Origin of the sequence: Bartonella sp. AA1HLJMS (assembly GCF_042197445.1) — a bacterium.
GTDB lineage: Bacteria > Pseudomonadota > Alphaproteobacteria > Rhizobiales > Rhizobiaceae > Bartonella.
On sequence record NZ_JBHIRW010000032.1, the window covers coordinates 1 to 14,028 of the forward strand.

Annotated in this window: 10 protein-coding genes; 1 reads left to right on the forward strand and 9 read right to left on the reverse strand. The window is 37.9% G+C overall.

All coding sequences use genetic code 11. The features are described from left to right. Positions 1–274 precede the first annotated feature (274 nt). The 6 genes from ACFIQE_RS07590 to ACFIQE_RS07615 all read right to left on the reverse strand — a co-directional run bounded on the left by ACFIQE_RS07590 (position 275) and on the right by ACFIQE_RS07615 (position 6,821). Positions 275–520, reverse strand: coding sequence for a DUF4170 domain-containing protein (locus tag ACFIQE_RS07590; RefSeq protein ID WP_375621070.1), 246 nt, complete (start codon positions 518–520; stop codon positions 275–277). Positions 521–566: 46 nt separating this feature from the next. Beyond that, entirely contained in the window at positions 567–1,373 is an 807-nt protein-coding gene (locus ACFIQE_RS07595; RefSeq protein ID WP_375612376.1) for a 3'(2'),5'-bisphosphate nucleotidase CysQ, read from the reverse strand. Beyond that, positions 1,360–2,691, reverse strand: a complete 1,332-nt coding sequence (locus ACFIQE_RS07600; protein WP_375707456.1) for a TldD/PmbA family protein — start codon at positions 2,689–2,691, stop codon at positions 1,360–1,362. The genes ACFIQE_RS07595 and ACFIQE_RS07600 overlap by 14 nt, the downstream gene beginning before the upstream one ends. Positions 2,692–3,879: 1,188 nt before the next feature. Continuing rightward, a complete protein-coding gene (locus ACFIQE_RS07605) occupies positions 3,880–4,329 on the reverse strand; it encodes a hypothetical protein (protein ID WP_375621073.1) in 450 nt (149 codons plus the stop codon). A gap of 544 nt (positions 4,330–4,873) precedes the next feature. Then, positions 4,874–5,440: a 16S rRNA (guanine(966)-N(2))-methyltransferase RsmD gene (gene rsmD / locus ACFIQE_RS07610; RefSeq protein ID WP_375707457.1), complete on the reverse strand. Its 567-nt coding sequence runs from the start codon at positions 5,438–5,440 to the stop codon at positions 4,874–4,876. Continuing rightward, entirely contained in the window at positions 5,421–6,821 is a 1,401-nt protein-coding gene (locus ACFIQE_RS07615) for a pseudouridine synthase (protein ID WP_375707458.1), read from the reverse strand. The genes rsmD and ACFIQE_RS07615 overlap by 20 nt, the downstream gene beginning before the upstream one ends. A 269-nt stretch (positions 6,822–7,090) precedes the next feature. Here ACFIQE_RS07615 and ACFIQE_RS07620 point away from each other — a divergent pair, with 269 nt between their 5' ends. Continuing rightward, complete coding sequence (locus ACFIQE_RS07620; RefSeq protein ID WP_375707459.1) at positions 7,091–7,537, forward strand: nucleoside deaminase; 447 nt, start codon at positions 7,091–7,093, stop codon at positions 7,535–7,537. A 648-nt stretch (positions 7,538–8,185) separates the two neighbouring features. Here the strand turns inward: ACFIQE_RS07620 and ACFIQE_RS07625 are convergent. The 3 genes from ACFIQE_RS07625 to ACFIQE_RS07635 all read right to left on the reverse strand — a co-directional run bounded on the left by ACFIQE_RS07625 (position 8,186) and on the right by ACFIQE_RS07635 (position 13,827). Then, entirely contained in the window at positions 8,186–8,677 is a 492-nt protein-coding gene (locus ACFIQE_RS07625; protein WP_375707460.1) for a hypothetical protein, read from the reverse strand. A 177-nt stretch (positions 8,678–8,854) separates the two neighbouring features. Continuing rightward, positions 8,855–11,770, reverse strand: coding sequence for an isoleucine--tRNA ligase (gene ileS / locus ACFIQE_RS07630; protein ID WP_375621078.1), 2,916 nt, complete (start codon positions 11,768–11,770; stop codon positions 8,855–8,857). A gap of 248 nt (positions 11,771–12,018) precedes the next feature. Continuing rightward, positions 12,019–13,827 carry an outer membrane beta-barrel protein gene (locus ACFIQE_RS07635; RefSeq protein WP_375707461.1) on the reverse strand — a complete coding sequence of 603 codons (1,809 nt, stop codon included), beginning with the start codon at positions 13,825–13,827 and terminating at the stop codon, positions 12,019–12,021. Between the last annotated feature and the right edge of the window lie 201 nt (positions 13,828–14,028).

Here is a 14,028-nt window from a genome sequence, read left to right on the forward strand (position 1 = left end):
CAAAAAAACTCAATAGAATCAAGATTCACCTATTCCCCCATATTAGACATAACTATTTTATTTTACTTGCTTTTTATTTGCCTTGCACGGACACTATTATGAAATGGGCTTGGGTGCTTTGGGAGATGTTTCTTAAAAAAACATATGAATTTTAAACAACAAGCATATTCTTTTTTACGGCATTCTATTTTACCCGAAGAACGTACCTATGAAAAGGACGACTAAACAAAAGCATGAAGCAATCTACAGGTTATAATGACCAAATATTCAAGCTTTATTCTGCATCGCCTAACTCAGCATCAAGAAACTGATGCAAATCTACAATGTAATAACGTTGTAATGCATTATCTACACTGCTTTGTGCTTTTGCCTGCCATGCTTCTTGAGCGGATTGATAATCTGAGAAAATACCAACCACATCTAAATCATCAGGATTCTTAAATTGATTACTGTTAAGATTTTTTAATTCCCCACCAAATACAAGATGTAAATATTGTTTTTTTTCTTTGGTTTCAGTCATATGTGCCTCCATATCATTTAGATTATCTTAGCGCGCTTTTACGTGATTAAACTAACTTTGTTTGACGAACAACATCTATCATATCTTGACAGCAATTATTTTTACCAGCAATTAAAAGTCCATACTGGTAAGGTTCAATTCCATAAGATAGTAAAGGGGCATCAAGCGATAAAAAACACCCTCCACACTCCTGCAAAATAAGATCAGCAGCGGCAATATCCCATTCATGACAATTTGGACGAACTAATACGATATCAATTTCATCTTGAGCAACAAGAACAATACGATAAGCAAGAGAAGGAAGATAATGGTAAAGACTGACTTGATTGAGAAAATCATCTGGTAATTTTTGTGCGAGCGATTTATCAAGTGAAATTTTATATTTTCGATGAACCTCAAAGGCTAAACGAGGAAGTTTTATCCCATTTAATGTTGCCCCTCCACCTGTTACAGCTGTATAAACATCTCCTTGAGCCGGACATTGTAGAACGCCCACAATAGGACGCCCATTCTCAATAATGGCAACCGAAATACACCAATAAGGATTGCCAGAAAGAAAACCACGCGTTCCATCAATAGGATCAACAACAAAAGAGCGCTCATAATAATCTTGTTTTTCTCGATTATCTTTTGTTTCTTCTGAAATCCATCCATAATTTGGACGAGCTCCAAGAAGCCTCTCTTTCAAGAAATGATCAACAGCAAAATCTGCTTCACTAACTGGGGAATTACCTTCTTTAATCCAGACATCCAACGTGCATCCAAAATACCGCATTGCTAAATCTCCTGCCTCTCGACAAACATCACGCAAAAGATTTAAATCAGAAGAATGATGCGTGTTATTTTCCTGCAAGTGTCATACCTTCAATTAACAATGTTGGAGCAGCTGTACTATAACGCCGATCAATATCATTGGCAGGTGTTAAATGTGCTAACATATGAAGCAAATCAGAACCTAGCGTTACTTCACTTACCGGATAAGCAATTTCACCATTTTCAATCCAAAAACCGGAAGCCCCACGACTATACTGACCAGTAATAAAATCAATGCCATGACCGAATAATTCGGTCACATAAAATCCATTTCGCAAATCTTTTATCATATCGCAAGGCGATACTAAACTCGGTTCAATAGCAAAATTTGTACTGGTCGGCTGCACTAATGATGCCGAACGCATACCGTGTCCATTTGTTTTAAGTCCCAATTCACGTGCTGTAGATGATGAAAGAAGCCAATTTTTTAAAATACCATTTTCAATAATATTGAGTGTTTGCCCCTCTACCCCTTCTCCATCAAAAGGATGAGAAGCATTTCCACGTAATCGCAAAGGTTGATCGGTTACATTAACATTAGGCTTCATCACTTCCTTGCCTAGGAAATTCTGTAAAAGACTCGTTTTTCGAACCACAGAGGCTCCATTGACCATAGATGCGATATGCCCTGCAATTCCACGAGCCGTACGCGGATTAAAAATAACATCAACGCTCCCAGTCGCCGCACGAACTGCACCCAAACGTCGAACAGCACCAAGCCCTGCATTCTTTCCCACAGTTTCTGCTGCCTCTAAATCAGAAAAATGTAAGGCTGTTGTATAATCATAATCCCGCTCCATCTGTGTTCCTTCACCTGCAAGAGCACTACAAGAACGTGAAAAACAACTTGAGCGATAGGCTCCACAAAAACCATCGCTGGTCACAAGAATAAACCCACTACGGCCATAAGCTGTTGCAGCGCCACCAGAATTGCTTACACCTTTAACATCAAGAGCTACTGCCTCCGTTTTTAAAGCATCTTCTGTTAAAAAATGACTGCTGGGTACAAAATCATCAAAAAGATCAAGATCTTTAGGATACTTAACCAAACACTCTTTATCTGCCAAACCTTCAAATAAACTATCGGGAGAAGCTTTAGCCATCGCAACAGCACGTTCCGCAAGTTCTTGCGGATAAGATCCTAAATTAGCAGAAACACTTGCTACTTTTTTTCCAACAAAAACCCTTAGAGTAAAATCATTGCTCTCTGCTGCTTCTGTCGATTCGACTTTCCCAAAACGAACTGATACACTGGTAGAATGAGCATGAACAATAACAGCATCAGCAGCATCTGCCCCAGAACGCTTTGCTGCTTCAACCAGCGAAACAGCTTTCTCAATCTGGTTTTTGTCAGTCATTATAGACTCCCTAAAATATTTTATTATTTACATTGATAAGCATTCTGACAAATTTATACAAATCAGAATATAACTCTTGTGTATTGATTCATAAGATTATGCACATTCATGCATTCTTTTTTTTTAATGCATTAAATCATTTCCCTTTTAGCTTCTTTATGAAAAAACGTAATATGCCGTAAAATCTCTTTAGTTTCAAGATTTCTCATGGGCCCTTATCATTTTAGGAGCCAAATCTCCACTGACAATCAAATCAACAGAACAATTGGCAATTAACAAAAGTCTTAGCTATAACACTTGAATTTAAGCCAAAATCCTCAAAAATTCGAAAAGCATAAAATGATCTAAATCACAGGTCTTCCTTCCTCTGGGTAGTAAAAAACTTACCTCATATCTTTCCTATAGCATTCTTTTATTTCCAAGCAAGAATCAAGAAAATGCCTTATATTTGTATACACTTCTTTGCTTCTATAAACTCTCTCATAATGAGACGGCACTCTTGTAAATGAAACAAAACTTAAACAGAGTAAAAAATATTTCCTTCCATTATGGTTTCAACAAAATGAGCAGTCATAAACTTCTTTACCCTAATGGACGTAATATCATAAAGAACTCATTTTTATATTTAAAAGTAATCAAGAAATTATCTTGTAATCTTTCAATAAAATTAACAGTTTGATTTATACTTATAATTTATTGTTTTGTAATTTGTATAAAAAAGCCTAATATCATAAAATTCTCTCTGTTTCGAACCTATTCATGTTGAGTCAATCACAACTATTTGCGAGCAAATCATAAGTAAGGAGCGTATGAATGAAAACCATTTAAGAAGAAATCAAAATATCTCTTATGAAGGTTTTAAATGCAAAAGCTATCGCAACATTAGAAACCAGCAAATATCATGACAATATGGACCTACATCATAAGAGAAGCAATGAGCTTCTGAAACTTTCTCATTTTCAACGAAGAGAGCATCTTATAAGCTTTTATATATAAAAAATTCAATGAATTTCATAAGATTTTTAGCGCAAAATTAATCCCGTAAGATGCTTTGACACGATTTCAACAGCTAACTAAAACCAAATCATAGCTCATCAATTTGCTATATACTCATAACTGATTTCATTCTAACAAGGCTAAGAGTTCTGCACCTTTTAAAGGTATTAACTTCTTTATAAATGTACCCCCTTACAAAATGCTTTTGTTTTCAGTAAGAGCACGTCTACTCATTTCAATCATTGCATCCCGAAGATGTAACTTAATTTTTGATCCAATAATCATTCCAAATAAAGGAGCAAGTAAACCAGACATGATTACAGTATGACGAATTTTGTTATTTGAAGAACCAGTTTTTGTTGAACAAATATATTCATGATTAAAACTCATACGTGTAAAAGGAAGTTTAGCATAATCAGAAAAACAAACATTTTTTATAACTTTATCAAGCGTAAAAGTTACTGTAGGTCCCTTTTTAGGTTTCATGCGTCCTATAGCGCCTTCTTTGAAAGGACCAGAAAGTTCTACCCACTCAAGTTCACTATCCCAGCAAGGCCATGATGCCACATCTTCCCATATAGCCCAAATTTGCTCAGCACTTGCTTCTGTACTAATCTCTTCACTATATATCCAATTAAACACGACAATCTCCCCTTTTTTACAAATTACTTATCTTTAGTGATAAAGAATATTATAAAAAAGTACCCTTAAAGCTGCACAACGATAAGATACTTAATACTCTCAGATTTACTTACTATGTAATGATTAAATCAACAAGGGATACTACTAAACTAAACAGACAAATACTCAGGATAAATGAACAATATTTTCAATACTAAACAAAATATCTTTTTTAAATTTATACAATAACAAAAATAGAAGTTACGCATCATATAAGATATAAATGCAAACTGCACAGCTTAAAGCTTTCAACTGCTGATGAAATGTGATGATTAAGGTATAGCAGAAAAAAATTAAACAAAAAAGATCATAACTATTATCGAGGATATATATATCCTATTGGAGAAAAAACATCCTTCTGTAGTAAAGCTAATAAAAATTCATCAATTCCTTTAACATTAGAATCTTTTATTGATTTTCTACTTGACCTTTTAAAAACCATATAAAATGAAGAAAACTGTGTAAAAGCATTTTTTCATCCTATCGGATAAAAACAAGAACTTTCTCAAGATGTAAGCGATCGTAATTTATAGAGACGTATTGCTGTCTCACCATAAAAACGCTCATCGTCTAGATAAAAGACGTTAGGTAAATAAATCATTGTATCTTTCTTTTCTTCAAGTATGAAGAGTGTATCAGCTTTTGCCCACCCTCCTCGCAAAGCTTCTACAAAAGCACGTTCACCTAAACAACGGCCATAGGGAGGATCAGCGCAGATAACATCAAATGGCAGCATTGTGCCAATATTGCCAAGTTTGGTCGCATCACGACGCAAAATCCGTCCTATCGACTGTAATTCAAAGGCTTCTATATTTTTTTGAATTACCCCACGCCCCTCAACCGAGTTTTCAACAAAAACAGCAGCCTTTGCTCCACGTGAAAGTGCTTCGATGCCTAAAGCACCAGTCCCAGCAAAAAGATCAAGAATGCGTTTATTGGTCCAAAATTGTTCTTCACGGCTAGAAAGAATATTAAAAAGGCTTTCACGTGTACGATCACTCGTTGGGCGAATCGACTGATTAACAGGCGAAAACAAAATACGCCCAGCAAATTTACCGCCTATGATCCGCACGTGGACCTCCAAATCGCTTCGAAGTTTTTGCACCGTCCCTATGTGGTTTAGATTTTTTCATAGCACCACCAAACGATTTTACCTTTTTCTTTCTCTCAAAAGAATGCTCATCATGACCACCTTTTATCATTTTCTCTTTATCCTTTAAAAAGCGATCTTTCTTACCAAAGGGATGCGTCTCTTCATAAGATATTTTGCCATGTTTTTGAACAAAACTTTCCCTCTTCTCTTTGTATGACGGATTTTCTTTTAGTTTTTCCTTGCTTCGATGAAATGATTTTCTACCATCCAAATCGCTCTTATGACCATGCGATTTCTCCTCACTATAAGAAGGCTTTCTACGTGCACTTTGCGGACGTGCACCAGGAGCCATCCAAACATTAGCACGGCGAGAACGCGGTAGAAAACGCTCTGCTTTTCCTTCTTCACTTTTCTCCTTCTTTACATTCTCATGAGACTTTGTACTTAATCGTGCGCGACTATGTTCAACAGAACCATCTCTTGGTCGGCGTCGTATTGCCCTTTCACTTGAGAAAACCCAACCATCATTTGCAATAGAAAGATCTTTCTGGCTTTGCTTTTCTGCAACAACTGCAGAATTTGAAAATGGCTTAAGAATAGGAGCATCAAAATCTGCATTGGCTTGCATAATCAAACGCTCCCCCAACTGATCTCGTAACATCCGCCCTTTTAACTCTTGCACGGCTCCTTCTTCTAAATCAGAGAGATGAAATGGACCATAAGATACACGTATTAATCGATTAACTGATAATCCCAATGCCCCTAAAACATTCTTTATTTCACGATTTTTTCCTTCTCGCAAAGCGACAGAAAGCCATACATTCGACCCTTGTTCGCGTTCAATTGATGCTTCAATCGAACCATAAAAAATACCATTAATCGCAATACCATTTTTAAGGTTATCCAACGCGCTCTGCCTTACTCTTCCATGAGCACGTACACGATATTTGCGGACCCACCCCGTTACAGGAAGCTCTAATACACGCGCTAAGCCACCATCATTGGTTAAAAGCAAAAGCCCTTCCGTGTTAATGTCAAGCCTTCCAACAGAAAGAACACGCGGCATTCCTTTTGGTAAATTACTAAATACTGTAGGTCTGCCTTCAGGATCACGGTTCGTGGTGACAAGACCTGCTGGCTTATGGTAAAGCCATAAACGTGTTCGTTCTATAGGAGGTAAAGGTTTGCCATCAACTTTAATAACATCAGAGCGGCTAACATTAAAAGCAGGCGTTGTCACGACTTTACCATTCACAGAAATACGACCTGCAACAATCATCATTTCTGCATCTCGACGCGAAGCAATACCAGCACGCGCTAACCTTTTAGCAATTCGTTCACTCTCATTATTTTCATTCATTTGCGTTTCAAACCAATCTTTGCAAGTATGCTCAGAAAATTATTCACATGCACCATACCGCTTATCCTGAAAAATGAAGTAGCATAATCATTTATCATTTTCTATACTTTAACGACAATAATATATCTGCCGACTTGCAAGTTTGTTTTAAACTCTTAAAAAAATAGAGGTCTTCTTTTCATTATAAAAGCATAATAAATTATTCATTCCATAGCATTCCTTATCGAGATAACCTTTAGATTTTCTATACCTTCAGTAGAAAGAATATTATGACTTTGACGCCCATGGAAATAGCCCTTTTAAAAGCACAAGAGGCTGCAAAAACAGATGAAGTTCCCGTAGGTGCTGTCATTACACGTGGAAAAGCTATCATTGCACGCGCTGGTAACTTTATAAAATCTGCATATGACCCTACAGGACACGCAGAAATACGCGCAATCCGTATGGCTTGCAAAACATTGCAAAGCGAAAGGCTTCCTGATTGCGATCTTTATGTAACACTTGAGCCTTGTGCTATGTGTGCCGCTGCCATTTCATTTGCACGCATACGACGTCTCTATTACGCAACAAATGATCCCAAAGGGGGTGCTATAGAGAATGGTCCACGTTTTTATCAGCAACCAACCTGTCATCACAAACCTGAGATTTATTCTGGTTTTAAAGAAAAAGAAGCTGCTCAATTACTTAAAGATTTTTTTGTACAAAAGCGATACTAAAAACAATTCTTCTTCCATAACTTTCACTCTTTAAAACTATCCTACTTCTCAAAAAAGACTGTTAATTCTTTTGCCATATATATAGCAAAAGCTATTTCGAAGCATTTTTTCTCTCTTTTAATTCTGCATATTGTTTCTATTAGATGATACATTCATTCAAAAGAATAATTCATTATTTTGTATATAAAATATAAAGTCCAAAATATCGTAGACATACTCTCATTTCAAATTACATTGAAACAGTAAAAATCACTTTCTTGCACATCATAAGCGGAATTATCGTCTGGATAAAGAACATTTTAGAAAAGACTAAAAATGTCTCTTATGAAAGCTCTCAAATGCAAGAATTATCGCAACATTGGAGTTTGAAAAATAAAATGATAGTATCAGTTTCCTCCTTCCTAAGCATAAAGATATTGGAGCACAATAGATTTTACGTTATACTATCCACATGAGCGATGTTGTAAAATGAGCTTGAGAAATGTTTCGTGTTAGGAAACGCATAAGGACTCTCTCGATGCTGTTGTCATATTGCTATTTCATGAGAATAACACCCCTCCTACAGCAGCATTATAACTGCGCGCGAATGAGAGCTTGGTATCATAAGTAATTAGAAAAATTCTTTACTTTAAATATTTTGTCTTTCCCCTATCGACCAATAGGTGCGGTTTTTGCCGGTTGGCGATAACTTAAAGGTGGTTCAGTGAGATAGCGACGGTATTTTGAACTTCCAACTTGTGCTCTCTGACGACGTAAATATTCCTGTCGTTGCTTCGCATTCAACTGTGAAGGGTTTGCTGAACCAGCGCCATTAACTGACGATCCTTTGTGAGGAAAAGGAGTATTTCCTTGGTGATTCTTCGATGCTGCCATTTCATTGACAGATCTATCTTGTTGTGGTACCGGCAAAAATCTGCGTGAACTAGGGCTTGGTATTACAAGTTTTGGATGAGGTTTCATAACAATTTGGCTGCTATTATTTTTTGGTGTTAATGAAGTAATATTAGCAACATCTTCAAAAAACTGTATCGAAACCGGTTTATTGGTACCATAGGTAGGAGCGGATAAATCGCATCCCGTTAAAACAAAGCACATCCCTAAAATTCCTATTGGAAATATTTTTATTTCACGTTTTCTCACTGCCTATTCCATTTCCTAAGTATATGGCTGATTAATATTCCCGTTATTTATGAGAGAACGGTCCATACACAAATTTCCCCCCTGCAGACAAAATAACGGAATTTACTTTGTACCACAAAAAACTATATTCATCAATATGAGAAATATACTTGCATTTCTTTCCTTTGATTTAAAATTTTAAATCTTACCAAGAATCTGTAGTTCCCGCAAAGCAGCTGCATCACGAGCAGATACATCCGGATAAGCTAAATCACTCCCAACATCTTGTGTATAACGCCATGATCGAGCACATTTTTTTCCTAATGCCCTCTTTGGATATACACCAACACCTTCAACATCATTCAAAGTAAAAGCATCGGAAGGTATCGTGTCCTGCGTAATTGTGAGTGCACTGGTAATACAGATCTCCGCCATATCCACATTTTCTAATGCCTCTCGTAAAACCAGATTGGAAATAAAAACAATAGGCGCAGCTTCCAAAGAGGATCCAATACGCTTATTAGCACGTTCAAGCTCTAAAGCACCTGTTACAACTTTACGGACCTGCCGAATCTTTTTCCAACGCTCAGCCAAAGATTGGTTTTGCCATTCTGCTGGTACAGAGCGAAATTGTTCGAAATGCACTGATTGGCTTTCTGGATAACGCTCTAACCAAGCTTCCTCCATCGTAAAAGGTAACATTGGAGCAAGCCATGTTACCATACGCTCAAAAATCTCACGGACAACCTGCAAGGAAGCCTTGCGTTTTTTTGATGAAGGTGCATCACAATAAAGAGAATCCTTGCGGATATCAAAATAAAATGCCGATAACTCAATGATTGAAAAATCCAATAATGCACGCATAATCTTTTTAAAATCAAATTCATCGTAAGCGCGATTAATCAACTGATCAAGTTCAAAAAGTCTATGCAATATAAATTTTTCAAGATCCGGCAGTGCACCATAAGATACTTCTTCTCCATCATCATGTGCTAAAGTTCCTAGCATCCAACGAATTGCATTGCGTAGTTTACGATATGAATCCACATTTGTTTGAAGTATTTTTTTGCCTAAACGCTGATCTTCCCAATAATCGGTTGTCATAACCCAGAGACGAAAAATATCAGCTCCAGATGTTTTAATGATTTCTTGCGGAACAACCGTATTGCCTAAAGATTTAGACATTTTCTTACCATTCTCATCCAAAGTAAAACCGTGTGTGATCACGGACTTATAGGGAGAACAAGCACGCGTACCACAGCTTTCCAAAAGAGAAGATTGGAACCATCCGCGATGTTGATCTGAACCTTCAAAATAAACATCAGCAGGCCATTTCAAATCAGCCCGATCTTCTAACACAAAGCTATGGCTTGCTCCAGAATCAAACCAAACATCCAAAATATCATAAACCTGTACCCAAGGCTCATGTGCACGCTCACCTAAAAAACGTTCACGTGCTCCTTCAGCAAACCATGCATCTGCCCCTTCTGCTTCAAAAGCCCGTAAAATACGCTCGTTCACACCTTCATCTTTTAGAATAACACCATCCTCATTCGCAAAAATACAAATAGGAACACCCCAAGAACGCTGACGAGAAAGAACCCAATCAGGACGATCTTCTATCATAGAAGCTAGGCGGTTTTGTCCAGAAGGCGGCACAAAACGCGTTTTTGAAACAGCTTCCAAAGCCCGACTACGTAAAGTTGAACCATCCCCAAAATCTTTATCCATTGAAATAAACCATTGTGGTGTATTGCGAAAAATAACGGGTTTTTTTGAACGCCAACTATGGGGATAGGAATGCTTTAAACGCCCCCGTGCAAACAATCGATCTGCTTTAATTAAAGCGTTAATGACCTCTTTATTGGCATCACCCATTTTTCCATTATCATCAATAACACGTGCAGGTCCTCCTTCACGATCTGGTCCTAAACCTGGAACATCTTTCGTATAGAACCCTGCATCATCAACAGGAAACGGTATAGATGAATCAATCCCCGCTTGTTCCAGTAAGGACTTATAATCATTCCAAATTTCAAAGTCCTCACGCCCATGGCTTGGTGCTGTATGGACAAAACCTGTACCAGCACTCTCTGTTACGTGCGAACCATCAAGCAATGGAATTTTAAAGTTATACCCCCCAGCCAAACCTTTGAGTGGATGAGAAAGAACAAGAGCTTTCAACTCTTCAGAAGAAATAACACGCAAACGCTTCAAAACAAGTTTGGCTTTTTCTCCACAACTCATCGCTAAAGGATCTGCAAAGAGAAGCTTTTCTCCCACTTGAGGACCAAAATCATTTTCAGCACTTTCAACTTCGTAAATACTATAAGAAATTTGCGAAGAATAACTCACTGCACGATTGCTTGGAATTGTCCACGGTGTTGTTGTCCAAATGACGACATGAGCACCATATAAATCATCAGAATTTGCTTCAAAAACAGGAAACTTAACCCAAAGCACCTCTGATTCATGATCATGATATTCAATCTCAGCCTCTGCCAAAGCCGTACGTTCCACAACAGACCACATCACTGGCTTGGAACCACGATAAATCTGATCTGACATAGCAAATTTTATCAATTCACTGGCAATGCGTGCTTCTGCATGAAAAGCCATTGTAGTATAAGGCGTGTTAAAATCTCCCACGACACCAAGGCGTTTAAATTCTTCACTTTGAATAGTTACCCAATGCTGTGCAAATTCACGGCATTCTTGACGAAACTCGTTAAGAGGTACCTCATCCTTATTTTTTCCTTGTGCTCGATATTTTTCTTCAATTTTCCATTCAATTGGAAGCCCATGGCAATCCCAACCAGGTACATAATTTGCATTAAAACCGCGCATTTGGAATGAACGGACAACCACATCCTTTAGAACTTTGTTTAAGGCATGCCCAATATGAATATGACCATTTGCATAAGGCGGACCATCATGAAGAATATAAAATGGACGATCTTTTGCTTGTTGGCGCAATTGCGCATAAAGCCCCATATCTTCCCAACGCGCCATCAATTCAAGCTCTTTTTGCGGAAGCCCTGCACGCATAGGAAAATTTGTCTGTGGGAGATAAAGAGTTTTTGAATAATCTATTGTTTCATTTTTCACAGTCATTGTGAAATATTCCTGTCCACTTTTACGATTTCATTTTTGCATAACTTCCCTGAACCCTGCAACTCTGGTTTTTATCTATAGGGAAAGCCGAGCTTATCATTCGTATTAAGCAGCGATCAGGAAAATATATCATCACAATCTATGGGCTTTATCATGAAATTCACAAGAAAAGAAATCAAAAATTGATCTTTTAAAAAATAAAGGCTCCACTAATAGTGGAGCCTTTTAGAAATTTACTCTTTTAAAAATTAGAATTTATAAGCTACACCAACACGGAAATCATTGGTTTTGTAGTTAACTTCAAGTTTTTCCTTTGCAAATTTCTTTTTACCAAAATCAGAGTAACGATATTCTGCACGTACAATCACATTATCTAGAAGCGAGAAATCAACGCCACCACCAAGTGTGTAACCAATCATGGTTTTTGTTTCATCAGCTAAGTTCTTAGAAGAAACGACTCTTCCATCCTCATCCTTAACAGATATTGATACAGTGTCTTGGAATTGCCCATAAGCAATACCACCAGCAAGATAAGGCATAAAGCGATCAGCAGCAAAACCAATACGTACCCGTGTAGCACCACCCCAATTTTGCTTGAAAGTATGACTTAAAGTTTCAACTGCATCCTCTTGATCAAGACCAAGTTCAGAAGCCATCTTTTTTATTTGTTCTATACCATATACACTGGAAGCGTTCTTATCCACCGCTTGTGTACTTTGTGCACCGTGTCCAGCCATATTCTGTCCACCATGAGAACGAGAAGCATGTGGATTAGCACCAGAGCCATGCCCACCTGCATGAGATGCACCATGCGGATTAGCATTTCCGCTACCATGGGCGCCATGATGACCTCCCTGTTGGGCTCCGCTTGTTCCATTAGAAACTTTTGTTTCTGAACCATTGGATGATCCTGATCTCGCGAGTACAAGTGATGAACTCGGTACTGTTCTTTCTACTGCTGATGGTTGTGATACAGATTGTACCGGTGTAGGTGCTTTTACTGCTGGCTGACTTGCTTCTGTTCCTGTTGATGGGGTAGAGAATGTTAGTTTTGTTACAACTGATTTTGCAGGTACCGCCACCGCTGATGATTTTGCAGGTACCGCCACCGCTGACTGTACTGCTGGTGTGGCTGAGATGGATTGTACTTGTGAAGATCCCGCTAATATAGATGTTGTTTCTGCAGATTTTGCAGACGCATCTGCTCTTTTTGTCTCAACTCTTGATGATTGGTTTCCTGTATCTGATCTTCCTAACGAAAGCTCTGACTGGACCAGTGTTCTTGTCTCTGTGCTGGAGGAGGGTTGTTTAGATGTAGAAACTGTTGCTGTTTCTGCGCCTGTTTGTGGTTTTGTCACTGACTTAGAGGACCCTCGTTGTCCAGCTAACGATGCTGATGTTGGGTTTGAAACTCCTAATGTTTTTCCTTCCACTTTCACTGTTTCTTTTACTGTTGTAGCATTAGGATTGCCAGTTGTTGCTGTTTTCCCTGATTGGCTTACGCCTGGATTTGGTTGTTGATTTAAATTTTCCCGCGTAGATTGCGCTTGGACAGTTGATTGTATTGGTGTATTTGACGTTAAGGTTCCTGCTACTGGTGACACTGGTGTTCCTGTTGTGGTTACACCTTCTGCGGATCTGCGAGATCTTACGACTGCATTTTCTACTGTAGTGTTATCAGCTGCACCTATGGTAATGGTCTTTGTGTGCTTTTTTCCAGATATCATTAAATCCGTATCGATACCAAAAATAAAGTTGTCACCGAGATCAATATTAGAACCTGCATAAAAACCACCTGCAAAACCTGAAAGTTTAGGAGAGAACTCTTTATCCAGTGGTAAACTCTTTTCTTGACCAACAAGAGCCATATCAGCTTTGCTCGAAAAACCACCAGCTTGGACACCTAAATAAAGACCTGTCCATGAAAAAGTAGGTGCAACAATGGTAGAAGCAGTCGATGATGCTGGCTGATGAGGAATCATAACATCAGCAGCTAGTGCTGTAGACGCTGAAATTAAAGAAAAAATAGACGCTGTTATTAAACGTTTTGTATTCATAAAATCTCTCCAAATATCCAAAATGAAATTCATATAGAGCATCTTTTCTGAAATATCTGTAGCAAAAATGACACACTCACAAAAAAATAAAGAATTTTTGTGCACTAAACAAATTATATCAAATTTTTTAAACAAAAAGCGCGTTGCAATCACCTGTTTTGAAGCCAATGTATGCATGTGTCATAGAGGACAACTCGCATT